Origin of the sequence: Vreelandella nanhaiensis, from assembly GCF_003990185.1 — a bacterium.
Classification (GTDB): domain Bacteria; phylum Pseudomonadota; class Gammaproteobacteria; order Pseudomonadales; family Halomonadaceae; genus Vreelandella; species Vreelandella nanhaiensis.
This window is the reverse complement of sequence record NZ_RZHF01000022.1, coordinates 121,031-146,269: the sequence shown is the minus strand read 5'-3', so window position 1 is coordinate 146,269 and position 25,239 is coordinate 121,031. Positions and strand designations below refer to the sequence as shown.

Below are 25,239 nucleotides of genomic sequence, written 5' to 3'. Positions count from 1 at the left end.
GGATACTTAATTAGTAAGTTGTCAAGGCGATGGCAGCAATAAGGGCATAATGAAGTATACAAATAGTGTGATCGCAATAGCGCTTACAATATTCATGGCAAATCCTGCTTTTGCCATTTGTTTGATGGAAATACGTCCTGTAGAAAAAACCGCCGCATTAGGCGGGGTCGAGATAGGCAGCATAAACGCGCAAGTAGTTGCTAGCGCAACGGCTACCATCAAGCCTAATGGATTGCCGGTCGTGATTGCGGCGGCCATACCTGCAGTGATAGGTAATGCCATATTGGCAGTCGCTGTATTCGAGATAATCTCGGTCAAGAACAGCATCAACAGCACCATGATCAACAGTAGCCAGAAGTAATTCACCCCGTCTAACAGTTGGAGCTGACTGCTGATCCAGCCGGTTAGGTCGCTTGCGACAAACGCGGCGGCCAGCGTCATACCACCCCCCCAAAGAATAAACAGCCCCCACGGCAGGCTCTTCATATCGTCCCACACCAGCAGGGCGCGTTTCTCGTTATGGGCAGGAATCACAAACAACGCAATAGCGGCGGTGACCGCAATCAGCGTATCGTTGATCGGCAAGTCAAAAAATGGCGCCAGCCAGCCGCGTAACGCCCAAGCAAGAGCGGTTACCACAAATACCCCAAGCACGCGCTTTTCTTCCTGACTCATGGGACCTAGGGACTCAAGCTCCTGGGCTACAAAGTCAATTTCTAGAGGCGTGTTGGGTATCCTTGCATATAGCCGGGTGAGATAGACATACAGTACCACCAGCAAAATCAGGGTTAATGGCAGCGCAAAAATCATCCACTGCAGGAAGCTGATTTCCACGCCTTCGAAAAACTGAGGGATCATCGCTACCACGATGGCATTGGGGACGGAACCGATAATCGTTGCCAGCCCGCCAATGGAGGCAGAGTAAGCGACGGTCAGCAGCAAAATACGTGCAAAGCTATCGCGCTGGTCGCGTTCAAACTGGTCACGCTCGTCCAGTTCATTGGTAAGCGCGACGGCAATAGGGAGCATCATAAGCGCCGTGGCGGCGTTTGAAATCCACATGGAAAGAAATGCCGAGGCAATCAAAACTCCCAGCACAATACTGCGCAGGCTGTTGCCAATGCGATTAACAATGGCCAGTGCAATACGCCGATGCAAGTTCCAACGCTCAATGGCAATTGCAAGGATAAACCCGCCCATGTACATATAGATAACCGGGTTGGCATAGCCCACTACGGCTTCATCCAGCACCATCACGCCGCTTAAGGGCAGTACCAGCATGGGTAAAAAAGAGGTAATGGGGATAGGTACGGGTTCGGTTACCCACCAAGTGCCCATCCAAACGGTCAAAGCAAGAACCGTACGAGGTGCGGGGTCAATAAGCGTCTCGGGCAGCACGAGCTGTATCAGTACAAAAAGAAGTGGCCCTGCTAATAATGGCATCCAGTGGCGCCAGTTCGATAATAATATTCCCATACGCCTCTCTCCCAGAACACAGTAAGTTTATTAGCAATTCGCTAATATAAGGGGAAGGCATGCTACCACTTTCGTTTATAGGCCGTTGGTTGTAAGCCATAGACTTTGGTATGGGTGTCTTGTGCCAATTTTAGAAATAGAGTGTGTTAACAGGCGTGAGTATAGAAGAGAGCATTTAGCTGGCTTAAGGGCAGCGATACCGACGTTTGGCAGTTAAGGCAGCGAAGCGTCGCGGTGTCTTTATCTGTTCCTTCCAGCTGGAAACGGTTTAGATAAGGCGTTGTGGCTGATTCTGCATTACCGCAGCGGCGGCAAATTATATCCAGCCCATGGATTTTATGGCTTACCATGATGTCGAGCATGATGGTCTCCTTCTCTTTCTATGGTTGTTTCCCCAATTGGCGCATCCGTTGGCGCATCCGCGTAGCATATCCAATGTCGATGTATTCCAAGTATAAGCAGCATGCGCTGGGTGCGCCCATTGATTAGCCCTGATTCGGTCGGTGTCTGGTGTTCCTAAGAAAGCTTAGTATTTTTTTATCCTAGATTAATGAATTTGAAACAATGAATCTTCAAGCTAGGTTTGATCACAGGGAAAGGTGGGCAGGAAGAGCAAGCAGGGAGCGCTTGTGTGACCCCAGGGATGTACAAACAGGACGTTTGTTAGGAAGGATTACGGAGGAGTCATTACTACCCCGGCCAGCAATGGCCGGGGTTTTTTTCGCCATTTAGGCCGGTTTTTCCTCGCTGTTGTCAGGTTTTGCGTGTCCTTGGTGGGCAAGCGGGCTTGCCTGATCAAGGCGCGGATGATTATCCAGAAACTCACGCTCCAGGTTAGGCAGTTTATCCAGCGCTTGCAGAGTGTGGGTGAGGGCATGAATGGCGGCCAGCACGTCCTGGGTGTTCCCGGTTTCCGAAATGGTATGCATATTACGGATAGGGAAGCCAATTGACGTGGCGGCGCTGTCAATCGAAGCCAGGACGCCTGCCATGCCGTCAGTACCCGTATCAACACCCACCATATCGCGCTGCATCGGAATATCCTGCTCCTTGGCTGCGGTGGCGATAATGCGGTTCAACTGCTCGCTGGCAATCGAGCCCACCGACATGGTAAATCCCTTGCCCATTTCCAGCGGCTGCATGCGCTTGTCACCAATGCCCGGGGCGGCCACGTAGTCATGGTTCACGTCCACACCAATCAGCGCATCGGGTTTTAGCTCGCCGGCCATTACGCGGCTACCAAAACGGCCAATCTCTTCGTAGCTTGCAATCGCAAACAGGACGCGCACGTTTTCGGTGCCGCCTGCCTCAGCAATCAACCGAGCAACTTCAGCAGTCACAAAGCAGCCTAGGCCGTTATCCAGGTAGGCGCCGTAGAACGTATTAGGGCTGAAGCCGGGACGAATCGGGCGGTCAAAAATGATCGAGTCGCCGGGGCGAACGCCCAGGTTCAGTACCTGCTGCTTCTTGTTTTCGCCGTGAATCTGCAGGTCCAGATAGATCTGCTCTTTTTTAAGCCCTTTACTGCCATCGCGCTGCGCCGGGTCAGAGAAGTGAATGGCGCCCAGCGCTTCTACGGTGCCTCCCTCGATGCAGCGATAGCTACCAGGTTGTTCCGGATCTTCGCTGAACAGCTTGACCTCATGGCCGATCAGTACCGTCGGCAGGAACGAATCGGTGTTGATCCAGATCTTGCCGTCTTCGCCGATCGAGCGCACCTGCATACGAATTTTGTCCGCATGACCGATGATCATGACGGTAAACATATCGTCGCGCTCAGGGTGAGTGTCCAACACCACGCCCGCGTTGCCTTTGAACTGATGTAGGTGCCAACCTTTAGGCGCAAAGCTTTCAAAATGTGGCTTGAGTACACCGTATGTCATCGCCGCTTCCAGGCCCACCGGGCTAGGGGCTGCCAGAATCTCGCGCATCAGGTTGAACTGCGCCTCAGGCATGGGCTGCGTCCAGGGTTTGGCTGTATCGGTCATCTAAACTCTCCATGTGGTCATTCGTATGACTAGTCTGCCAGATTAATGCAGGTCTTCCACTATTAGACGATGTGGGGTGTGGCCATGTACACGTAATATGCAGGCTAATTATTTGGAAACAACGGCCCAGGTAATAATAAGCAAGTGCGACAGGAGAGAGCATGAGCACAGCATCGCTACGCATTCAGCGTCTTAAAGTCTTACTGGCCGGGGTCTTCAGCCAACTCCTGTGTATCGGGATCGCCCGCTTTGCCTATACGCCGCTGCTGCCAGTCATGCAGCAGCAAACCTGGATGGGCGATGCTGACGGTGGCTGGCTTGCTGCACTTAACTACGCAGGTTATATGCTGGGTGCTGTGCTGGCGGCCTTGATTCACAGCATTTATATCAAGGATACGCTTTACCGCATTGGCCTGGTGCTGGCAGTGATCACCACCGTAGGCATGGCTCTAACCGACAACTTCTGGCTGTGGGCGGGGCTACGTTTTATCGCGGGCCTTTCCAGCAGTGCCGCCATGCTCCTGGCATCAGGGTTGATTCTTCACTGGCTAATGCATCACCGGCAGCGCGGGGAGCTTGGCATTCATTTTGCCGGGCTTGGTTTGGGTATTGTCCTGGCGGCCGTGGCGGTAGAATTCATGCTTTCACGCTCGCTTGACTGGCAGGCTCAGTGGTGGATTTTCGGCCTGTTGGGGGCGGTGCTGTTGGTGCCTGCCTGGCACTGGCTGCCACGTCCGGTAAAACCGGTTGCTGGCGCCCGAGCTGAATTGCCTGCCGCCATGCCGCCTTCGCGTACCTTTATGTATTTGATGTTGCCTGCCTATTTCTGTGCCGGATACGGCTACGTGATTAACGCCACCTTTATAGTCACCATCGTGGAGCGCGAACCTCTGCTGGCAGGAATGGGCAACTGGACCTTTGCCGTGGTGGGTCTGGCAGCCGCACCGGCCGTTATGCTGTGGGATCTCATCGCCCGGCGGGTAGGCTACCTAGGTGCGTTGGTTATCGCGATGAGTATTCAAGTGGTAGGTATTGTGCTGCCTGCCATTACCGCCAATCTTGCCGTCGTGATGCTGAGCGCCGTGTTGTATGGTGGCACCTTTCTGGGCTGCGTGAGCCTGGTGCTTACCATGGCGGGCAAGCTTTACCCGGCAAGCCCTGCACGGCTAATGGGCCAGATGACCTTGGCGTATGGTGCCGCGCAGATTTTTGCGCCCGCGTTAACTGGCGTACTGGCCGAAACGTCGGGTCATTATACCTTGGGACTCTGGCTGGCCAGCGGTTTTGTGCTGTTGGGTGCCGTGCTGCTTGCCTATCTACGCCAGGTGGATCAAACCGCCCAGCGGCTTGACGCTGAGGCAAAAGCGCTGGCGGTAGCACGCTAGTTAAATTTCAAGGCCTTGGTCTGACAGCAGTTTCTAAAAGCGTTAACGAGAGTTTTGTGCTTTTTACGTGAAATCCTCTAGGATAAGCGCTTTTTTCAAACAAGAAGGATGGTCATGGCGTCTTCCGAGCAACCTCGCATCCAGTGGCTGGGCCGCTGGGGGTTTGTGCTAGCGGCAACGGGTTCTGCCGTTGGGCTAGGCAATATCTGGAAATTTCCGTATATCACCGGCGAGTATGGCGGTGGCGCATTCGTGCTGGTCTACCTGGCGTGTATTTTTGTCGTGGGCGTGCCGGTGATGATGAGCGAGATTGCTTTTGGGCGGCGCGGGCGTGGCAGTCCCATTGATGCGATTCGTCGGGTAGTGAATGAGTCAGGCCGTTCGTCGGTGTGGTCGCTGCTTGGCTGGATGGCCATGCTGTGCGGCTTTTTGATCCTATCGTTTTACGTGGTAGTGGCAGGCTGGTCGTTTTCTTATCTGTGGAAGATGTTAACCGGTAGCCTGGTGGGGACGAGCGTTGACGACATGGCCGCCGTTTTTGGGGCCAACAATGCCAACCCGCTTAACCTGGGCTTCTGGAGCACCCTGGTGACACTGATCACCATGGTAATTGTGGGTAAGGGCGTTCAGGAAGGGATCGAGAAAAACGTCGGCTGGATGATGCCGGGCCTGGTCATCATGCTGCTCTTGCTGATTGTCTTCGGCATGTTTTCCGGTGGTTTTGGCGATGCCGTACGCTTCTTGTTCTCCTTCAATGCGGACAGTCTTTCTAGTGAAGGCATGCTGGCAGCACTTGGCCATGCATTCTTTACCTTGTCGCTTGCCTCGGGCGCCATTCTTACCTACGGAAGCTACCTGCCCAAGGGTGCTTCCATTGGACGTACTTCCATCAGTGTGGCAATTGCCGATACCGCTGTTGCCTTGATGGCGGGGCTGGCAATTTTTCCGGTCATCTTTGCCAACGGCATGAACCCCGGCGAAGGCCCTGGTTTGATCTTCATGAGCCTGCCCTTGGCTTTCCAAGCCATGCCGCTGGGCACGCTGTTTGGCATTCTGTTTTTCGTGATGCTCTCTATGGCCGCGCTGACGTCTTCAATCTCGATGGTCGAAGCCACCGTTTCCTGGCTGTGCGATAACAAAGGGTTCTCACGCCGCTCGGCCGCGTGGAGCACGGGTATTGTGCTTTGGTTGATCAGCACTGCAGCCATGCTGTCATTTAATGTGGGCGCTGACTGGACGCTGGCAGGCAAGACCTTCTTTGATTGGCTGGATTACATCACCTCACGCTGGATGATGCCGCTGGGTGGTTTAGGCACCGTTGTGCTGGCAGGTTTTGTACTCAAAACTGAGACGTTCCGAGATGAGCTTGGCTTGGCGCCGCTGCCGTATACGCTATGGCTTGCCATGGTGCGCTACGTCAGCCCCTTGGGTATTTTGGTTATTTTTGCCGACGCACTAGGTGTTTATACCGTTACCTTATCAGTGCATTGGCCGTGGTTGCTGGGCATTCTTGTTCTGATGGGGATTACCGGCGAGCTGGTTAGTCCGCGGCTTCGCAAGGCGTTAACGACACGCTAACCTCTTTTCCCGACAGCCAGCGCTGCTGATAAACAATAACGGATTGTTCATGCAGCGGTGTCTGGCAGTGGGCATGCACTTCTCTTAAAAAATCTCTCTTAGCCCCTTTAAAAGGCCCGCTGAGAATGACGGCCTGGGTTAGACTTTCCAGCACCTCAGCGCGTTCTTGCTGCTCAAGGTTGGCATACTGACTGAGCGTCTCGGGCCAATCGATATCGACGCTTTGGGGTTTGTTCGGCAGCGTTGCCAGCAGCTGCGACAGCAGCAGTACTAGGTTGGGGTGGGGGTGGCGGTTACGCATCATTAGCTCGCCAATTCCCTGCACAATTAGTTGGCGCTGGGCAAGCGGCAGCTCGTTGAGTTTTTCCATCAAGGCGTTGATCCGCGGCGGGCCATAAGCCACCAGGTGCGCCTGATGCATTACGCGTGCTGCAATCCAGGCGTTCCAGATGGCGTATAGTGGCCCCATTAATATAGGAATAAAGCCGCGTAGAGCAAGGCGCCCCAGCAGGCGGCGCATTACTACGCGCAGAAGAAAGCTGCTCAAACTTATTTTTAACCGGTAAAGCAGGACTCTAAGAGTCAGCTTCCAACCATGCAGATAGGTGTGAGGATTAATTCCATACATGGTATTGCCGGAGCTTGGGTATTCAAGCGCAATCCGGGCGACTCAGTGAACGGTCAATCGCATTGACGGCACAAACGCATCGAGCTGTGAATATTCCAAACCCGCCAGATGGATAATATGGGTAACGCCCCGCAGTGAGTTCCAGTACAGAAACCCGATTTCGATGGCGGTAATCACGCCTGCCGCCGCGTAATAGGTCATCCAGTAAGGCATCTGCTCGCCAAGGCTCATATCCGACCAGCCATCAATAGCAATAACCTTCATCCACCACTCGCCACCGCCAATAAGCGAGCCGGAAATAATCCCGGCGGCGGCGGCCCATACCATTGTCCAACGTTTGATGTGCTTGATGGCAAGCGGATTGGGAGAACTTAAAGGGGGCTTACGCGTCAGCAGGTGACTGATATAGCGATGCGCCCAGCGTTGCGCCAGATCAGGGGTGGGGGCGAACTCTCTATCAGGCCTTTCCAATGGCATAGCGGCAGAATTTTCCTTTGTTTAAGTCCCCTAGGTTAGCGGCTGCTTGCGTAAAGCGCACTCTCTGATGGCACCCGGGTGGGTGCCGGCCTGCATGAGTTCATCCCAGCGAGTGGTGTAGCGCTTTGAACGATGCGCGCAGCGCAGCTGCCAGGCGGCATCGGCGTTCGTCATGCCAAAACTGATGGTGCCTTGCCCCATGCGCTGGTTGATATCATCTAACGTGGCCATCAAGTGGGGATGGCGGTTACGCGGCGGCGGACTTAGCAACGAGAGCTGGTGCTGCTCGGCATCCACAAGGTCAAGCAGCATGACTCCCGCCTTCATAAACCGGTAACCCGGCCGGTAAACCTGTTCAAGCCCTTGGCGTACGGCCTCCAGAATGGTTCGCGTATCGTCACTGGGGGCTGGTAAGGGAATCATGGCGTGAGGGTAATACTGGGGCTGGTCGCGGCGGTGGCGGTTGGTATTTAAAAATATCATCACTGCCCGCGTCAGGCTGCGCTGCTGGCGAAGTTTTTCCGCACTGCGCTGGGCATGGCGGCGCAGGGCATCATGTACTTCTTCCTTTGCCCCGGTAGGTTGACCGAACGAGCGCGAGGTCATGATGCGGTGGCGCGGCTGGCCAAGGTCATTCATATGCAGGCAGGGCGTGCCGCGTAATTCCAGCGCCGTGCGGGCCAGCACCACGGAAAAGCGTTTACGCAATTGCTTGAGGTCGGCTTCGTGCAAATCCCAGGCAGTATAAATCTTGTTAACAGCGAGTCGCTCGGCTAACCGGCGGCCAATACCCCATACGCTGCCCACGGGCGTTTGTTTAAGCAGTGCCATCGTCGTGGCACTTTGTGCCTGTAGCAGACACACGCCTTGGTAATGCGGCGACGTTTTGGCCAGATGGTTGGCCAGTTTGGCCAGGGTGTGTGTGGGTGCAAGCCCGACGCACACGGGCAGCCCTAAATGGCGGCGAATACGCCGACGTAGCCACTCACCCAGAGTCAGACACTGCTTGTCACTGAACTCCTCCAGATAGATAAACATTTCATCGATGGAGTAGGGCGATACCGCAGGACACGCATCGCGCAGAAGCTGGCACAGCCTTGCCGACATGTCGCCATACAGCTCATAGTTGGATGACTTCAGGTAGATTTCGCCACGCTTGCGCAGGCTTTCGAGCTTGAAAGATGGAATACCCATAGGAATGCCCATGGCTTTCATCTCAGCCGAGCGGGCGATAATACAGCCGTCGTTGTTCGACATGACACCCACGGGTTTGCCTTCCAGAAAAGGGTCGAACACACGCTCACAACTGACATAAAAGTTGTTGGCATCCACCAAGCCGATCATCGCAGATATTCGTGGATAACGGCACGCACCACGCCCCATAGCTGACAGTCGGTATTTTTCAGAGGAAGAGGAGGGTAGTGAGGGTGTGCTGAACACAGGTGAGGAGTGCCGCGGTAAAGCGCGTAGCGTTTGATCAGCACTTCTTCTTCCAGCATCGCGACCAGAATATGACCCAGGCGAGGTTTGATGCTGCGGTCAACGATTAGTAGATCGCCGTCAAAAATCCCCCAGCCCTCCATGCTGTCGCCTGCCGCCGTAAGATAAAACGTTTGGGTCGGGTTCTTGATCAAACGCGTATTAAGGTCGAGCGTGCGCGGCTCGTAATCCTGCGCTGGCGATGGAAAGCCGCTAAAGCCAGCGCGGCCTTGCAGGGAAGAGTAAGGCAGCGGCTGAAACGTTAACGGCAAGGCTGGCGCGACGGGCGATGGCGGAAACGACATCGTCGGCATCCTCACTGAATTTAATGTGTATTTATATACAGTATTTATTCAGAGGGAGGAAATTGCAAGCACTGCACCTATATAGCATTTAGGCTAGCGGGCGAGCCACAGGCCCACCACGATGGCGCTCACCACAACAATAAGAAAAACAAGGTTACGGGCGCGCGTATCGCGACGTGGTTTCATAAAGTCACCATCAACAATTGAAAGGGAAAAGCGGCAGAAGAATTGCGCTTGGCATGGTAACGTTTGTCGCTTATACCGTCATCTATGCATTTCATCCTGCCCTTTTTAACGGGCTGGATGGCCATTTTGCCAGGAAAACAATACTTGCCAGAGAAACAATATTTGCCAGAAAAACAATACTTGCCAGAAAAACAATACTTGTTAGGGGACACAGGATTTGTCAGGGAAAAAACGGATGCCTGAACCGACCGCTATGCGCGCACCTCACGCTGCGCAATCGCTTTTACTTGCCGAGGGGCGTTTAGCGGCGCTTGGCTGGGGGCGAATCGGCGCACCAACGTGGCTGGCCCTGCACGGTTGGTTAGACAACGCCGCAAGCTTTACCCGCTTGGCACCACTGCTGGCCGATGCCTTGGATATTCGCATTGTGGCGATTGACTTTCGGGGCCATGGCCATTCAAGGCACGTCCCGGCAGGTAGCGACTACGCGCTTTGGGATTACTGCCATGACGTGCTGGATGTCATGGACGAACTAGGTATTGAACAGGCTTCGCTGTTAGCTCACTCCATGGGCGCGGCGGTAGCCTGTCTGCTGGCCGCTGCCCTACCAGAACGGGTTGCCCGGCTAACCCTAATTGACGGGCTGGGCGCACTCAACACCCCGGCTGACGAAACTGCCAACCAGCTGCGTAAAGGGCTGATTGCTTATCGACGGCCGCTTTCACGGCCGCCGCGCTACCCGGATATTGAACGTGCCGTCGCTGCACGAGTAGCGGGTGGTGTCACGGCGCTGGATAGCATCACAGCCACACCGCTTGTCGAGCGCAACACCGAAGCCACCGCTGATGGCCATGTGCAGATGCGTACCGATACCCGGCTGCTGAAGCCTTCGTTGGTGCGATTGACGCCCGAACAGGTGTTGGCCCAGCTAGCCTGCATCCAGGCGCCGGTACTGTTGATTGAAGGCGAACGGGGGATTTTAGGCGAACGCGAGTGGGCCAAGCAGGCGCGCCAGTCGGTTAGTGATCTTACTCGCTACGTGCTGCCTGGAGGGCATCACCTGCATCTGGAACCCAGAGGTTCCACCGCCGTGGCCGATAAGGTGGCCTCCCATTGGCAGCAGGCAGCAAAAAGATAACAGTAAGATTTTGACAAGCATAAGAAAAGCAGGAATGAACATGGATCAACTGACGCGCATGGGCGACGGTAAAAAGGTTGCTATGGTACTGGGCAGCGGCGGGGCGCGTGGCTATGCCCATATCGGTGTGATCGAGGCGTTAGAGGCACGTGGCTTTGAGATTATTTCTATCTCCGGGTGCTCCATGGGCGCGCTGATTGGTGGTATCTACGCGTCGGGAAAACTGCCCGAATATCGCGAGTGGGTGTGTAATCTGGACTACCTGGACGTGTTAAAACTTGTCGATGTGACCTGGAGTCCCATGGGTGCCATGCGCGCCAATAAGGTGATGAACAAGCTGGAAGCCCTGATCGGTGATGTACTGATTGAAGATTTACTGATACCCGTCACAACGGTTGCTACCGACTTAGTTCGTCAGCGCGAGGTATGGTTTCAAAGCGGCTCGCTGCTGCGTGCTATTCGAGCATCTATTGCCGTGCCGGGCGTTATCACGCCCGTCACTATCGGCGATCAGGTGCTTGTGGATGGTGGGCTGCTGAATCCTCTACCCATCATGCCAATTGTCGCCGCCCACGAAGCCGAGTTTGTCATTGCCGTTAACGTTACGGCCCATAGCCCACAGCCGGTGTCGCTGGAAGACCTGCTGCCCCAAGACCATGAAAAGAATGACAGCCGTACAGCGCTGGAGCGTAACCGTGATGAGAATATCGGTGGGTGGCTGAGCGACGTGCGTGAAGCCACCCAGCGGCTATGGGGTGGCTTGGGTGGCAGCAATGAAGGCAAAGGGGATGACGACAGCAACAATGGAGAGGAAACCCCCGAGACTCGCGGAAAACGCGAATGGGGAAAGCTCGACATGATTCTGGAGTCTTTCGATATTACCCAGGCGGCGTTGGCGAAGTATAAGATTGCTGGTTATCCGCCGGATGTGTTGATCGAAATCCCCAAAACAGTATGCAGCACGTATGAGTTTCACCGCGCCAAGGACTTGATCAGGTTGGGGCGGCATCTGGCCGACGAAGCGCTTGAAGGGCGCATGCCTGGTACCGCCCCAGATGTCACTAAATAGCTTGTGAGGCTGATCTACGCCCCGCGCTTGCGCAGCAGTATGTAGACAGCCCCGGTGCCGCCATCGATATCAATCGCGGAGCAGAATGCCAGCACGCCCGGCCATTCGCGCAGCCAGGTATTGGTATGGCTTTTAAGCACCGGAAAGTCGGCATTCGTGCCCCATGCCTTGCCATGGACCACCAGTACGCAGCGCAGCCCCTGGCTTGCTGCGTCACGCAAAAAGCTTTCCAGCTCCGCGCGGGCTTCTTCCAGCGTGTAGCCGTGCAGGTCAAGCCCCGCCTGCCACTCCGTTTGGCCGCGCTTTAGCTGACTAAAGGTGCGCCAGGGTAAGTCCGGTACGCTAAATTCCAGGTACTCGGAAGGGCGCACGGCTTCCACCCGGCCATCGGAGGTGCGCCCGCTGGCCTGGGGAGTACTGCTTTCAACCGCCGCGTTGCGCCGCGCCTGATGAGCATCAGCGTTGCGCTTGGGCTTACCGGGGTCCGCCTGATTGGTTGCAATGCGGCGCACGCCTGCAGCTTGCAGCGCCTGGCGAAAGGCGCTGATATCGTCATCGTTAGGCAGGTGGCGGCGTCGCGTCATGTCAGGCTCAAGTGGTGAAAAGTAAAAGGGGCTTTGAGAATACTAGCAAGAGGCAACAGTATAGCGAGCTGAGCGCTGCTGTGAACCAGACGGCGTCAAAGGTACAATCTTTTCTTTATCAAACGAGTGTAGCCGTATTATGGCTGCGCGGATGATTTTCGCTTAACAGGAGTCGCTGTGACCACGCACCTCAATGCCGAGACCTCTCACTCAACCCTTTCGTTGCCGGATACGGCATTGGTGGGCGATCTCTTTACGCTACGCGACTATCTGCGCTGGGTGTCCAGCGAGTTCTATCTGGCCGGGCTGCACTATGGTCACGGCACGGAATCTGCTTGGGATGAAGCGGTGGCGCTGTGTCTAGGCGCGCTACATCTGCCCTGGAACGTTGACCCCAGCGTGCTGGAGGCCCGGCTTCTGCCCGTTGAGCGCCAACGGATTATCGCCTTGGCACGAGCGCGCGTTACCACACGTCAGCCGTTGCCGTACCTGCTGGGCGAGGCCTTTTTTGCCGGTCATCCCTTTAACGTGGATGAGCGGGTATTGATTCCGCGCTCGCCGATTGCCGAGCTGATTGAGGACGGATTTTCGGCCTGGTTCCCTGAGGAGCCGCCGGAAAGTGTGCTGGACTTGTGCACAGGCTCTGGCTGTATCGGTATCGCGACCAGCCTTTATCTGCCTACCTGCGAAGTGACACTTGCCGATATCAGCCAGGATGCGCTGGCCGTCGCCCGAGAGAATATAACCCGTCACGATGTAGGTGACCGGGTGCGGGCGGTGACGTCAGATGTCTTTGACGGGCTTGAAGGCCAGCGCTTTGATTTGATTGTTTCCAACCCGCCCTATGTCGATGCGCGGGACCTGGCTACCATGCCTGCTGAGTTCCGCCATGAGCCCGCGCTGGCGCTGGGTGCCGGCAAGGATGGTCTGGATATTGTGCGGCGCATTCTGCGCGAGGCGCGCAGCCATTTGACCGATACAGGCTGGCTGATTGTGGAAGTTGGCAACTCCGACCGCCATGTGGAAGCTGCGTTTCCCGACGTGCCTTTCATGTGGCTTGACTTCGAGCGTGGCGGCCAGGGCGTATTTGTCTTGAGTGCCGATGAACTCGACGCCCATGCGGCGTCTTTTGCGTGAGGAATTAACGCCCATGTCTGGCAATAGCTTTGGCAAACTGTTTACCGTGACCACTTTTGGAGAAAGTCACGGAATTGCGCTGGGTGCAATCGTGGATGGCTGCCCGCCAGGGCTTCCACTTTGCGAAGAGGATTTGCAGCGCGACCTGGACCGCCGTCGCCCCGGCAGCTCTCGGCATACGACACAGCGCCAGGAACCTGATCAAGTGCGTATCCTTTCAGGCGTCTTTGAGGGCAAGACCACCGGCACCTCGATTGGTCTGCTGATCGAAAATACCGACCAGCGCTCGAAAGACTACTCAAAGATCAAGGACCAGTTCCGGCCTGCCCATGCGGACTACACCTATCACCATAAGTATGGTCATCGTGACTATCGCGGCGGCGGCCGTTCAAGCGCCCGTGAAACCGCCATGCGCGTGGCGGCAGGCGCGATTGCCAAGAAGTTTCTGGCCACACAGGGCGTGCAGGTCCGCGGTTACATGAGCCAGCTTGGCCCTATCAAGATTGAATTCAAGGAGTGGGAGGCCATCGAGCAGAACGCCTTTTTCTGCCCGGACCCTGCCCGCGTGACCGAGCTTGAAGCGTATATGGATCAACTGCGCCGCGACCAGGATTCAGTAGGGGCAGAGATCACCGTCGTTGCCGAAGGCGTGCCGGTCGGGCTAGGTGAGCCGGTGTTTGACCGTTTGGATGCTGATCTGGCGCATGGTCTGATGAGCATCAACGCGGTAAAAGGTATCGAGATTGGTGCCGGGTTCGGGTCGGTCGCCCAGCGTGGTAGCGAACACCGTGATGAGATGACCCCGGATGGCTTCTTATCCAACCATGCCGGTGGGATCCTTGGCGGTATTTCCAGCGGGCAACCCATTGTGGCCAGGCTGGCGTTAAAGCCGACCTCCAGCATCACTACACCCGGGCGTTCAATTGATGTTAATGGCCAGCCGGTCGAGGTGATTACCAAAGGGCGCCACGACCCGTGTGTGGGTATTCGGGCAACGCCTATTGCCGAGGCCATGATGGCGATTACCCTGCTTGACCACTGGCTGCGTAACCGCGGGCAAAACGGTGGCGTGCGTGTTGATACGCCGCGCCTGGTGCAGGCCTAGTACGGCGTTGGTATAGGCCTGGCACCGTTAACGCCCCTACATTTCGTATAACGCTGCTACACTCAAAAAAGACGGTTGAGGAGCTGCCCATGAAGATTAACGTTGAGTTTGATCTGACCCCAAATGAATTTCGCCAAGCGCTGGGTCTTCCCGATATTGAAGCGTTCCAGCAGAGCCTGCTGCAAAATATTCAGAGCCAGATGGAGTCAGGCGCCGACGGTTACGATCCCATGAGCCTGATGCGGCCCTTTTTGCAGCAGCCCATGATGCAGCAGGGGCTTTCGCAAGGACTGGCAAACTTTGGTACTTATCAGCAGATGATGCTGGATATGTTGCGCCAGGCAGGTAGTGTCGGTACTGGCAAGACGAGCAGCAACGCGAGTGAACGGGAGCCTTCAACTGGCAATACATCTGATGGAGAGACGGCTGCCAAGACGGCAGCGTCTTCCCGCTCGCGTAGCAGTAAAGGAAAGGCGGAGTAAGAGCGCAAGGTGCGTTCACGGCTTGGTCAATAAGCGAACGCTTGGTGAATAATATTACATCAAGTGTTATTGCAAACCACTAGGCCAAGGATTACTCTTTTTTGCAGTGCAGCAAATCACGTTCTTATGAGCCTACGTGGCTCATGCCCGGAATCGACAGAGGAGCAGACACCATGCAAGACAAGATGATGGACGCCTTTAACGCCCAAACCCGCCAGATGTTTGAGCCCATGCGCAAGATTAATTCGCTGATGCTCAACAATATGGAAAAAATGACTCAGTACCAGCTGGAAGCAATGAAACGCTATAGCCAGATGGGAACCGAGCGCATTCGAAGTGCAACCGCCGTTCAAGATGCCGAAAGCTTGCGTGATTTCGGGGCCCAGCAGGCTGAAATGATGAACGAGATCTCTCAGCAAATGCAGGAGGATGCTCGCGCCATGAGTGAAATGAGCCTGCAGTTCAAGACCGAGATGGAGAAGCTGTTCAGCGATGCTGGCCAGCAGATGGCAGAACAGGCGACTTCTGCTGCCAAGAGCGAGCAGCCTGGAGCCGCTTCCAGTAACTCTTCCCGCAAGTAACCTTGCAGCCTGTTCGCGGCGCCTTCGGGCGCCGTTCGCTTATTGTCTTGATGATACGCGAGGCCTGTGCAGCGCTAAGCGTAAGGGGAACAAGTATGCAGTCAGCGTGGGAAACGTCGTCGGCTTCCATGTCATATGAAGACATGCAGGCATGGGATGCCCAGCTTAAAGAGGTTGGCGACCAGTATCAGGGGCTGATGCAGGACCTGCTGGCGCGTATGGTACCTAGTGAGGCCGCGGGCTCGATTCATGAAGATATGCGCAAAAGTTTTGAAGCGGGCGCCCAGGCCTTGATGAAAAACCCGGGCTTGCTGTGGCAAACCCAGATGCGACTTCTGCAGGACCAGTGGCTGCTATGGCAGCAGAATATGCGTGCTTTGGCGGGTGAGCAGGTTGCTCCATTGATCACTCCTTCCAAAAACGATCGGCGCTTTAAGGACGAAGCCTGGACCCAAGACCCCCATTATGCGTCGATCATGCAGCAGTACCTGCTGTTTTCGAAGATAGTGGAAGACCTGGTTGAAAGTCTTGAAGGCATGGACAGCGCTCAACAGCGCAATTTGGCGTTTTATGCCCGCCAGATAGTCAGCGCCATGGCGCCCACCAATTTTTTGTCTACTAACCCTGAGGTCATGCGGCGCACGCTTGAAACCCGCGGGCAGAATCTAGTTGAAGGACTGGCTCGGCTGCGTGAAGACCTTGAAAATTCTGCTGAAGGCATCAACGTGTGCATGACTGAGCGCAATGCCTTTGGCATCGGTGAAAACGTTGCCGTTACCCCCGGCGCGGTTGTGTATGAAAATGAGCTGATTCAGCTTATCCAGTACGCGCCGAGCACGGAAAAAACCTTCAAGACGCCGCTATTGATCGTGCCGCCGTGGATTAACAAGTACTACATTCTTGATCTGCGCCAAGATAATTCCATGGTCAAATGGATGCTTGATCAAGGTCATACGGTGTTTTTGATCTCGTGGCGCAATCCAGGCCCCGAGCAGCATGATATTACCTGGGCCGACTATATGCAGATGGGGCCGATCAGCGCTATGGACGCCATTGAGCGCGCCTGTGGAGAAAAGTCGGTTAATCTGGTGAGCTACTGCGTAGGTGGAACACTGGCGGCTTCGACCGTTGCCTACCTGGCCGGTACGCGACAAGCGCGCAGGGTCAAATCGGTCACCTACATGGCCACGTTGCAGGATTTTCGAGACCCCGGCGATATCGGCGTGTTTTTGAACGAATCCGTGCTGCAAGGGCTTGAGAAAACCATGCAGCTTAAAGGTTATCTGGATGGTCGCTCCATGGCGTATACCTTTAACCTGCTGCGCGAAAACGATCTTTTCTGGTCGTTTTACATCAACAACTATCTAAAGGGTGAAATGCCCTCGGCTTTCGATCTGCTCCACTGGAATACCGACGGCACCAACTTGCCTGCTGGTACCCACGCCTGGTACCTGCGTCATATGTATCTTGAGAATCGTTTGGTGGAGCCTGGCGGCATTGAGCTTGATGGTGTGAAAATTGATCTGCGCAAGGTGTCAACGCCCAGCTACTTTGTGTCGACCAAAGAGGATCATATCGCCAAGTGGAACAGCACGTACTATGGCGCGCTCCTGCCCAAGGGGCCTGTGACCTTTGTGCTGGGCGGCTCCGGGCATATTGCGGGTATTGTTAATCCGCCCCAAAAGAACAAGTATGGCTACTGGAGTAATGATGCGCTGCCCGAAAGCCATGACGCGTGGCTGGAAAATGCCACGTACAATGAAGGCTCCTGGTGGCCGCACTGGCAAGCCTGGATGACCCAGAATGGTTATGCCGATGCGCAGAAAATGGTGCCATCAAGAAAGCCAGGGCAGGGCAAGCTTGACATCATTGAACCGGCCCCTGGGCGCTATGTGAAAATGACTATTCCTGAGGTACTCAGCGAGATTTCCTGATGCGTGGCCACGGAAACGGATAATTAGCGCCTGACAAAGCCCTGGCTAGCAGTAGTCAGGGCTTTGTCGTTTTTCGGCCCTATCATTGAACAGCGTGTAGATGCCCCGTGCTTGACATAATGTCGCAGGTGGGTTGTAGAAGCGCGGGATCAGGCTATGGTAGCCAAAGTTTAATAAACGCTGCATAAAGGCACGACTTGCTGGCTTGACGTAATCGTTGGCTGTACGGCTTTAGTGCAGCCATCCCCCTTTGAAAGGAGTATTCAGTAATGGCGAATAACTTACCCGGCGTGCTGATTGGCCGAGCTTGCCAGGGCATGGCGTTGAGCGCTCTTACGCTGCTGTTAATGGCGGGTGTTGCCCAGGCACAAAGCCTGGAAGTCACCAACGCCCGATTAAGTCTGCTGCCTGGTGACACCCCCGGCGCTGGCTACTTCGAGTTGCAAAACTTAAGCGATGAGGCTGTAGCCCTGGTGGGCGCTGAAAGCCCCGCCTTTGAAAATGTTGAGATGCACGTAAGCTCGGAGCATAACGGCATGGCACATATGCATGCCATCGAATCCATCGAGATTGCCCCCGGCGAGCGTATCGAGTTTGCCCCTAAAGGGCATCACCTGATGTTTATACGTCGTGCTACACCTTTAAGCGAAGGGGATGAGGCTGACGTAGTGCTCAAATTTAGCGATGAGCAGCGCCTGCCCGTCACGTTTGAGGTTGTCTCTCCTGCATCAATGTAAGTACTTGATAGGAAATAAATATGTATAAGTTGTTGCTCGCGGGGCTAGTGACGCTTTTATTGGTAGGTTGCAGTGACCAGAGCTGGCGTACCACCGATATTGGCGACATCATGCCTAAGCTTGATTTTTCGTTGACCGATGAAGAGGGTGAAGCGGTGCAGGGCGAGGATTACCGGGGAAAAGTAACCCTCGTTTATTTTGGCTACACCTTTTGCCCTGATGTATGCCCGATTACGCTGGCAAGACTCGGCGATGCGATCAGAAAGCTGGATGAAGAAACACGTGATGAGATTCAGGTACTGTTTATTTCGGTCGACCCAAGCCGCGATACGCCTGAGGTGTTAAAGCGCTATACCCATGCCTTTGGCCCCGAGTTTGTGGGGTTGACCGGCGATAAAGCGGAAATTGATGCCGTTACCAACCGTTATCGGGTAGCGTACGAATATAGCGAGGCGAATGAGAATGGCGACTACCTAGTAAATCACTCAAGCGCTGTTTTCGCCTTTGATCGGGAAGGTCAGGCGCAATTCCTGGTACGCGATAGCCACCCGGTGTCTGATGTTGAAGCCGATATCAAGCGGCTGGTAGCCAAGGGCTAGCGTTCAATAGGGCATAAGCGGTAAATAAAAAAGGGGCGACTGCAAAGCAGTCGCCCCTTTTTTGATGGCACTATTTAAAGCAAGACAGGAGGCGGTTTAGCAAACGGATGATAGGCCACAGCGCGACTTGTACAGCCGCGAGTTGATATCCAGCTCGATATTCTCGCTGTCCTTATCGTAGAAGAATGATGCATAGCCGCTTTCCGAGGAGACCGTACGGTATAGGCCGCAGATACCATAGCCATACTGCACTTCTTGTAGCTGCGAAAGCTCGATCTCACTAGACGTATCAAGCTTCTTGGCCAGGGCACGCTGAATGTCATCATCCACACGGCTATCCGACATGGCTTGGCCGCCAAATATAGCGCCCGCCAGAACCACCACAAGCGCCAACGGCAGAATAACCAGCAGAATAAAGGGGCGTGATTTGAGCATGGCGTTACCCTCAGCCTGATTGAATAGGTTAAAGAAGGCTATTATAGCGCTAGCCTGAGGCACCGCCTACTCACCGCGACAACGTGTCAAGCGGAGACCTGGCAGTACCATGAGAGCCGCTAATAACCATGCGGGCCAGTTGCCGGTACGGGTGAAAGGCGTCAGCCCTTCCATGGCGTAAAATTCGCCTACCAGAGCTGTCGTCTCAAACTGCGGGGCACGGGCCACAATGCTTCCCTGGTCGTCGATGATGGCGGTGATGCCGTTGCTGGTAGCGCGTATCACATAGCGGCCATTTTCCAGCGCTCTTAATCTTGCCATTTGCAGGTGCTGATGGGGTCCAATGGAGGCGCCAAACCAGGTGTCGTTAGAGACAGTGAGCAGCACATCACTTTCTTGCGCACGGCGTGCGACTAACTGCGAGTAGATAATCTCATAGCAGATCGCATTGCCAAAGCTTATACCTGCCGCTTGCATCGGCGACTGCTCGGAGGCGCCTTTGGTAAAGCTCGACATGGGCAGGTCGAAAAAGTCGATCGCCCCGCGCAGCATGCTTTCAAGCGGCAAATATTCACCAAAGGGCACCAGATGCTCTTTTTGATAGCTGCCGTCAACGTTACCTACGCCAACCACGCTGTTGTAATACTGGCTTGCCTCATCCAGTTGAACGATGCCGGTTAATAGCGCCACGCCGGGAGGCAGATTGGCCTGCACGCGTTCTAACACAGGGCGGGCCTGGGCTTCCATCATCGGTAGGGCGGTTTCTGGCCAGATGATGATATCTGCATCGTCAGCCACTGCAGCGGTCAGACGGCTATAGGTATTGGCGGCAGTGCGCTGCCCTTCGGGTGTCCATTTTAAAAGCTGGGGCAGGTTACCTTGAAGAAGCGCGACCCGGGTGGGCTCACTGGCAGGGGTCGCCCACTGGTGGGGCAGGGCAAGCGGAATAAGCCAGATGGCGGCAAGGGGAGCCGCTGCCCACCACTGGCGACGCAGAACAAGCTCCGCCCCCAAAGTGCCACTGAGTACTACCCATAGGGAAAGCAGGTAAACGCCGCCAATGGGCGCCCAGCCAGCCAGCGGTGAATCGACGTAGCCTGAGCCCATCAATAGCCAGGGAAAGCCGGTGAACAGGTAGGTGCGCAAGACTTCACCCAGCACCCAAGCACCTGCAAAGGTTAATAGCGCAAGCCGCGCACCCACAAACCGTCGGTAAAGCCACAAGGTGCCTGCATAAAAGAGCGCCAGCACTGCGATAAACAGAGCAGTCAGAAAGACTGCCAGAGGCACGCCGGTATAGCCATAGTCGTGAATCGAGACGTATACCCAAGAGGTACCACTGGCAAACAGCGCAGCCCCATAAAACCAGCCTTTCAGTGCGGCCTGGGCAGGCGTTAAGGTGTGCAGGCCCACATACATCAGGGCAATCGCGACAGGGCCCAGCCACCAGAGCTCAAATGGCGAGGCGGTTAGCGTGGTAAAGCCGCCCGCCACAAGGGCAAGCAGCAGTTGAAGCATGAAAGCGGGTGTCGGCCCCATGGCGATATCCTATTAGCAAGTCATTGGTCGGCAAAGATAGCCAGGGCAAAGATAGCCAGGCTAGTCGCTAGCGTGCTCGTCGGTATCAACGTCGCTGTCACGAGAGGCTTCTAAAAGACGGATACGCCGATTATCAGCGTTGAGGACAACAAAGCGCCAGCCGCCAAAGCGGGTATGCTCTCCACGCCCGGGCAGATGGCCAAACTGCTGCATTACAAGGCCCCCCACCGTGTCGAATTCGTCATCGGAGAATTCAGTGCCAAAACGCTCATTGAAGTCTTCAATAGGCGTGAGAGCGCGAATGGCAAAGTGGCCGTTTTCCAGCGTGCGGATATCGTCTTCTTCGTCAGTGTCGTGCTCATCTTCTATATCGCCGACGATCTGCTCAAGAATATCTTCAATGGTGATAATACCTGCCGTGCCACCGTACTCATCCACCACAATTGCCATGTGATTATGGGTGTCGCGGAATTCCTTGAGCAGGCTGTTCAGGCGTTTGGATTCAGGGATGAACATGGCCGGGCGCAGCACGTCTTCAAGCTTGAAGGCATCCCGGCTCTCCTGAGTTTGGGAGAGCAGCGGAAGCAAGTCCTTGACCAGCAGAATGCCTTTTATATCATCCAGGTTTTCCCCGATGACCGGGTAGCGGGAGTGGCCGGTTTCCTGAATAAGAGGTAAATAGCCGTCGCTTGTCTGATCAATGGCAATCGCTGAGACTTGGGAGCGAGGGATCAGCACTTCCCGCACCTGCTGGTCGCTGATTTCAAGCGCGCCTTCGATGATCATGATGGCGTCCTGATCCAGCTTCAATTTTCCTGCCGTATGGCGTAAAAACGTCATCAGCTCATCGCGTGAGCTGGGTTCGTCGGAGTCTCCGGTTAGGGCGCCAAAGAGTTTCTCGAGCCAGGATTTTTGATTGGGATTGCTCGATCGGTCTTCGCTCATGCGTCAAATCTCTTGTTTACAGGGCAAGCAGGTGTCTTCATGTACATAAAAACAGTTCACCAGCAGACGTTTTATCGCTGACAGGTTTTATTACTGACACGGAGCGTTATACCAGCCGCGCGGTGTCAATGTAACGGCTTTTGGATCAAATATGATAAGGATCAGGAATATCAAGCTCAGCCAGCAGTTGTCGCTCAAGCTGCTCCATCTCTTCTGCTTCCTGGTCGTCAATATGGTCATAGCCCATTAAATGCAATGTGCCGTGAACGACCATGTGGGCATAGTGTTGAATCAACGGCTTTTGCTGCTCGTCGGCCTCTCTTGCCACCACCGCGTGACAAATAATCAGGTCACCCAAAAGGGGGAGCGTAATGCCAGGCGGGTTTTCAAACGGAAATGACAGCACGTTGGTCGGCTTGTCTTTACCGCGATAATCACGGTTGAGTGTCTGGCTTTCCTCTTCGTCTACAAAACGAATGGTAAGCTCCTCGCGCTCATCGTCAGGGTGATGAGAAAACACACAGCCCACCCATTGGGTGAGCTGTTCAAGTGTTGGCAGCAAGGGTTCATCAATCGCTGCCTGACGGTCAATCACGATATCAGTCATCGCGATGCATCTCCAAAACGCTCCTGGGCCTGCAGGCGCGCTTCACGTTCCTGCTGGCGTGCCTCACGGCGGGCGCGCTCTTCTACTTCCTGCTGCGACTCAAATTCGTCATACGCTTCGATAATGCGCTGCACCAAGGGGTGGCGTACTACGTCTTTGGCGGCAAAGTGAGTCACTCCGATTCCCGGTGTTTCCTTAAGGACGTCCAGCACCTGGGATAAGCCTGAACGCTGCCCGCGGGGTAAATCCACCTGAGTGATGTCACCGGTAATCACAGCAGTTGAGCCAAAGCCAATCCGGGTCAAGAACATCTTCATCTGCTCCGGCGTGGTGTTTTGGCTCTCATCAAGAATGATGTAGGAGTTATTCAACGTGCGGCCACGCATATACGCAAGCGGCGCTATCTCAATCACCTGGCGCTCGATCAGTTTGGCAACCTGTTCAAAGCCGATCATCTCGTATAACGCGTCATACAGCGGACGCAGGTAGGGGTCGATCTTCTGGGCCAGATCCCCCGGCAAAAAGCCAAGCTTTTCACCCGCTTCTACCGCCGGGCGTACCAGAAGAATGCGGCGTACTTCCTGCTGGTTGAGCGCCTCAACGGCAGCGGCCACGGCAAGGTAGGTCTTACCGGTACCCGCCGGCCCAATACCGAAATTGATATCGTGCTCGCGAATGCTGGTAACGTAGCGCTGCTGATTCAGGCCGCGTGGCTTGATCATGGTACGCGGCGTGCGCATGATCACTTCATCGCTGCCGCCTTCGCCATCCTCTTCTTCTTCCAGCGCTTCCAGACCAGACTCCTGAAGGAACAGGTGCACGGTGTCAGCGGAAAGCTCGCTTGCTGCGGTTTCCCGGTAAAGATGTTCCAGTACATTGGCTGCCGCTTTGATACGGTTGGCAGCGCCGGCCAGCTGGAACATGTTGCCCCGGTTGCGCAACGTCACATCCAAACGGCTTTCAATCAACTTCAAGTGCTCGTCCTGCTGGCCGCAAAGACTCGCAAGACGCTGCGGATCATTGGGTTCAAGGCTTAGGGTAATGATGCGATTGGCCTGAGATGATGGTTGGCTCAAGAGTAGGAAACCCGTCAGTTGATGTATGTAGGTCTCAGCTTACTGCCCCGATAGGGGGCGGGGCAATTACCTAAGATAAGAGAGTGTTCAATAACGCTCTGATGACGCCAGTTCACCGCGCAGCGAGTTGGGGAACGCTTCGGTAATTTCGACATCCACGAAGTAGCCAATCAGCTCAGTAGGATTGGCTGCACGGAAGTTGACCACCCGGTTATTTTCGGTGCGTCCTGAAAGCTGGCCGGGGTCCTTGGGCGAGAAGCCGGTCACCAGAATGCGCTGGGTGCTGCCCACCATACGTCGGCTGATTTGAGCCACGTTCTGCAGGATACGGTCCTGTAGAATCGCCAAGCGCTGTTTCTTGACGCTTTCGGGGGTCTCATCCGGCAGCGAGGCCGCTGGCGTGCCGGGGCGGGCCGAGTACACAAAGCTGAAGGAGTGATCGAAGCCGATCCGGTGGATAAGATCCATCGTGGCTTCAAAATCTTCTTCGGTTTCACCGGGGAAGCCAATAATGAAATCAGAAGAGAAGCTGATATCCGGGCGGTTGGCGCGAATACGCTCCATCTTCTCGATATACTCTTGTGCCGTATGACCGCGCTTCATGGCGCTCAGAATGCGATCAGAGCCCGATTGAACCGGCAAGTGCAAATGGCTGACAAGCTCGGGGATATCAGCAAACGCATCAATCAGGCTGTCGGTAAACTCGACCGGATGCGAGGTGGTAAAGCGTATGCGATCGATACCATCTACGGCGGCTATACAGGCGATTAGCTCGGCGAGGTCGATTTCATCGCCATCCTCGTTATCACCCCGGTAGGCGTTAACGTTCTGGCCCAGCAGGTTGATTTCGCGTACGCCCTGATCGGCCAGATGGATGACCTCATCCATGACCTTTTCAAACGGACGTGAGACTTCTTCACCACGCGTGTAGGGCACTACGCAGAAGGTGCAGTACTTGGAACAACCTTCCATGACCGACACAAACGCCGTTGCGCCGTCCGATTTTGGCTGGGGCAGGTGGTCAAACTTCTCGATTTCCGGGAAGGTGACATCCACTGCCGCAATCTGGTTGCTGCGCCGCGCATCCAGCATGGAGGGCACGCGGTGCAGGGTCTGTGGACCAAACACCATGTCCACAAAAGGTGCACGCTTGCGCAGTGCTTCGCCTTCCTGGCTTGCCACACAGCCGCCTACGCCAATCACCAGGTCGGGATTGGCGTCTTTAAGCTTTTTCCAGCGCCCTAGCTGATGGAATACCTTCTCCTGGGCCTTTTCACGAATCGAGCACGTGTTGAGAAGGATAACGTCGGCTTCCTTCTCGTTATCGGTGAGTTCAAGCTGATGGGATTCGCCGAGCAGATCCGCCATTCGGGAGGAGTCATACTCGTTCATTTGGCAGCCGTGCGTTTTGATGAAGAGCTTCTTCGCCATCGGTACCTGTCATCTATGGGTCGTCGGGGGACGAGGGATGAATGAAGTGTCGGTTCAGTGGCTTATGCCACCTTTGAATAACCCTATTATACGGGCACAGGAAACCCGGTGCTAGCATTCGCCTATAATCGATACTTGACCTGAACGTTTCAATCAGTATACTACGCACCGTGTTTGAGCAGTTCCTCGATAGCTCAGTTGGTAGAGCAAATGACTGTTAATCATTGGGTCGCAGGTTCGAGTCCTGCTCGAGGAGCCAACACACCAAGTGCTGGTTCTGCTTTAAACACAATAGCTTAAAATTGTTCCTCGATAGCTCAGTTGGTAGAGCAAATGAC

At 55.0% G+C, this 25,239-nt stretch carries 23 protein-coding genes, 2 tRNA genes and 1 pseudogene (1 of these 26 running past the window's edge); 13 read left to right on the top strand and 13 right to left on the bottom strand.

What is annotated here, in order from left to right:
- Nucleotides 1-21: 21 nt before the first annotated feature.
- The 3 genes from ELY38_RS14915 to ELY38_RS14905 form a co-directional block, all read right to left on the bottom strand.
- Complete coding sequence (locus tag ELY38_RS14915; RefSeq protein ID WP_127063033.1) at nt 22-1,476, bottom strand: SLC13 family permease; 1,455 nt, start codon at nt 1,474-1,476, stop codon at nt 22-24.
- A 146-nt stretch (nt 1,477-1,622) separates the two neighbouring features.
- Nucleotides 1,623-1,838 (bottom strand): hypothetical protein, encoded by a 216-nt coding sequence (locus ELY38_RS14910; protein WP_127063032.1) that lies wholly within the window; start codon nt 1,836-1,838, stop codon nt 1,623-1,625.
- A gap of 366 nt (nt 1,839-2,204) precedes the next feature.
- Nucleotides 2,205-3,464 carry a M20/M25/M40 family metallo-hydrolase gene (locus ELY38_RS14905; RefSeq protein WP_127063031.1) on the bottom strand — a complete coding sequence of 420 codons (1,260 nt, stop codon included), beginning with the start codon at nt 3,462-3,464 and terminating at the stop codon, nt 2,205-2,207.
- A gap of 161 nt (nt 3,465-3,625) precedes the next feature.
- Between ELY38_RS14905 and ELY38_RS14900 the strand changes: the two genes are divergently transcribed.
- The gene (locus tag ELY38_RS14900) at nt 3,626-4,849 is read left to right on the top strand and encodes a YbfB/YjiJ family MFS transporter (protein ID WP_127063030.1); all 1,224 of its coding nucleotides are present in this window, start codon (nt 3,626-3,628) and stop codon (nt 4,847-4,849) included.
- 114 nt (nt 4,850-4,963) lie between these two features.
- Entirely contained in the window at nt 4,964-6,427 is a 1,464-nt protein-coding gene (locus ELY38_RS14895) for a sodium-dependent transporter (RefSeq protein ID WP_127063029.1), read from the top strand.
- Here ELY38_RS14895 and ELY38_RS19725 read toward each other — a convergent pair.
- From ELY38_RS19725 to ELY38_RS14880, 3 genes and pseudogenes are all read right to left on the bottom strand, one after another.
- A pseudogene (locus ELY38_RS19725) lies at nt 6,390-7,532 on the bottom strand (LBF_2804 family protein). The gene ELY38_RS14895 and the pseudogene ELY38_RS19725 sit on opposite strands and share 38 nt — an antisense overlap.
- A gap of 30 nt (nt 7,533-7,562) precedes the next feature.
- On the bottom strand, nt 7,563-8,876 hold the full coding sequence (locus ELY38_RS14885; RefSeq protein WP_127063028.1) for a Y-family DNA polymerase: 1,314 nt from the start codon (nt 8,874-8,876) through the stop codon (nt 7,563-7,565).
- Nucleotides 8,873-9,316 (bottom strand): LexA family protein, encoded by a 444-nt coding sequence (locus tag ELY38_RS14880; RefSeq protein ID WP_127063027.1) that lies wholly within the window; start codon nt 9,314-9,316, stop codon nt 8,873-8,875. Before ELY38_RS14880 ends, ELY38_RS14885 begins: the two co-directional genes overlap by 4 nt.
- Nucleotides 9,317-9,737: 421 nt before the next feature.
- Between ELY38_RS14880 and ELY38_RS14875 the strand changes: the two genes are divergently transcribed.
- Both ELY38_RS14875 and ELY38_RS14870 read left to right on the top strand, forming a co-directional pair.
- Entirely contained in the window at nt 9,738-10,640 is a 903-nt protein-coding gene (locus ELY38_RS14875; RefSeq protein WP_127063026.1) for an alpha/beta fold hydrolase, read from the top strand.
- A 40-nt stretch (nt 10,641-10,680) separates the two neighbouring features.
- On the top strand, nt 10,681-11,709 hold the full coding sequence (locus tag ELY38_RS14870; RefSeq protein WP_127063025.1) for a patatin-like phospholipase family protein: 1,029 nt from the start codon (nt 10,681-10,683) through the stop codon (nt 11,707-11,709).
- Nucleotides 11,710-11,723: 14 nt separating this feature from the next.
- On the opposite strand, the gene ELY38_RS14865 is transcribed toward ELY38_RS14870, so the two are convergent.
- The gene (locus ELY38_RS14865; protein WP_126951886.1) at nt 11,724-12,293 is read right to left on the bottom strand and encodes a Smr/MutS family protein; all 570 of its coding nucleotides are present in this window, start codon (nt 12,291-12,293) and stop codon (nt 11,724-11,726) included.
- Nucleotides 12,294-12,470: 177 nt separating this feature from the next.
- Between ELY38_RS14865 and prmB the strand changes: the two genes are divergently transcribed.
- From prmB to ELY38_RS14830, 7 genes are all read left to right on the top strand, one after another.
- Nucleotides 12,471-13,430: a 50S ribosomal protein L3 N(5)-glutamine methyltransferase gene (gene prmB, locus ELY38_RS14860; RefSeq protein WP_127063024.1), complete on the top strand. Its 960-nt coding sequence runs from the start codon at nt 12,471-12,473 to the stop codon at nt 13,428-13,430.
- A gap of 13 nt (nt 13,431-13,443) precedes the next feature.
- Complete coding sequence (gene aroC / locus ELY38_RS14855; protein ID WP_127063023.1) at nt 13,444-14,535, top strand: chorismate synthase; 1,092 nt, start codon at nt 13,444-13,446, stop codon at nt 14,533-14,535.
- A gap of 89 nt (nt 14,536-14,624) precedes the next feature.
- Complete coding sequence (locus ELY38_RS14850; protein ID WP_127063022.1) at nt 14,625-15,017, top strand: hypothetical protein; 393 nt, start codon at nt 14,625-14,627, stop codon at nt 15,015-15,017.
- 173 nt (nt 15,018-15,190) lie between these two features.
- Nucleotides 15,191-15,598: a phasin family protein gene (locus ELY38_RS14845; RefSeq protein WP_127063021.1), complete on the top strand. Its 408-nt coding sequence runs from the start codon at nt 15,191-15,193 to the stop codon at nt 15,596-15,598.
- 95 nt (nt 15,599-15,693) lie between these two features.
- Nucleotides 15,694-17,532 (top strand): class I poly(R)-hydroxyalkanoic acid synthase, encoded by a 1,839-nt coding sequence (gene phaC / locus ELY38_RS14840; protein WP_127063020.1) that lies wholly within the window; start codon nt 15,694-15,696, stop codon nt 17,530-17,532.
- Nucleotides 17,533-17,801: 269 nt separating this feature from the next.
- Complete coding sequence (locus ELY38_RS14835) at nt 17,802-18,269, top strand: copper chaperone PCu(A)C (protein ID WP_127063019.1); 468 nt, start codon at nt 17,802-17,804, stop codon at nt 18,267-18,269.
- A 20-nt stretch (nt 18,270-18,289) separates the two neighbouring features.
- On the top strand, nt 18,290-18,868 hold the full coding sequence (locus ELY38_RS14830; RefSeq protein WP_127063018.1) for an SCO family protein: 579 nt from the start codon (nt 18,290-18,292) through the stop codon (nt 18,866-18,868).
- A gap of 96 nt (nt 18,869-18,964) precedes the next feature.
- Here the strand turns inward: ELY38_RS14830 and ELY38_RS14825 are convergent, their stop codons facing one another.
- The 6 genes from ELY38_RS14825 to miaB all read right to left on the bottom strand — a co-directional run bounded on the left by ELY38_RS14825 (nt 18,965) and on the right by miaB (nt 24,901).
- Complete coding sequence (locus ELY38_RS14825) at nt 18,965-19,303, bottom strand: hypothetical protein (protein WP_127063017.1); 339 nt, start codon at nt 19,301-19,303, stop codon at nt 18,965-18,967.
- Between the two features lie 66 nt (nt 19,304-19,369).
- Nucleotides 19,370-20,842 (bottom strand): apolipoprotein N-acyltransferase, encoded by a 1,473-nt coding sequence (lnt, locus tag ELY38_RS14820; RefSeq protein ID WP_127063016.1) that lies wholly within the window; start codon nt 20,840-20,842, stop codon nt 19,370-19,372.
- A gap of 60 nt (nt 20,843-20,902) precedes the next feature.
- Nucleotides 20,903-21,787 (bottom strand): HlyC/CorC family transporter, encoded by an 885-nt coding sequence (locus ELY38_RS14815; RefSeq protein ID WP_127063015.1) that lies wholly within the window; start codon nt 21,785-21,787, stop codon nt 20,903-20,905.
- Between the two features lie 145 nt (nt 21,788-21,932).
- Nucleotides 21,933-22,394, bottom strand: coding sequence for an rRNA maturation RNase YbeY (ybeY, locus tag ELY38_RS14810; RefSeq protein WP_127063014.1), 462 nt, complete (start codon nt 22,392-22,394; stop codon nt 21,933-21,935).
- On the bottom strand, nt 22,391-23,470 hold the full coding sequence (locus ELY38_RS14805) for a PhoH family protein (RefSeq protein ID WP_127063013.1): 1,080 nt from the start codon (nt 23,468-23,470) through the stop codon (nt 22,391-22,393). The genes ybeY and ELY38_RS14805 overlap by 4 nt, the downstream gene beginning before the upstream one ends.
- Before the next feature lie 87 nt (nt 23,471-23,557).
- Nucleotides 23,558-24,901, bottom strand: a complete 1,344-nt coding sequence (miaB, locus tag ELY38_RS14800) for a tRNA (N6-isopentenyl adenosine(37)-C2)-methylthiotransferase MiaB (RefSeq protein WP_127063012.1) — start codon at nt 24,899-24,901, stop codon at nt 23,558-23,560.
- Between the two features lie 183 nt (nt 24,902-25,084).
- Here miaB and ELY38_RS14795 point away from each other — a divergent pair.
- Together ELY38_RS14795 and ELY38_RS19125 are read left to right on the top strand one after the other, a co-directional pair.
- A tRNA-Asn gene (locus ELY38_RS14795) sits at nt 25,085-25,160 on the top strand.
- 47 nt (nt 25,161-25,207) lie between these two features.
- Nucleotides 25,208-25,239: transfer RNA gene (locus ELY38_RS19125), tRNA-OTHER, on the top strand (it continues 83 nt past the right edge of the window).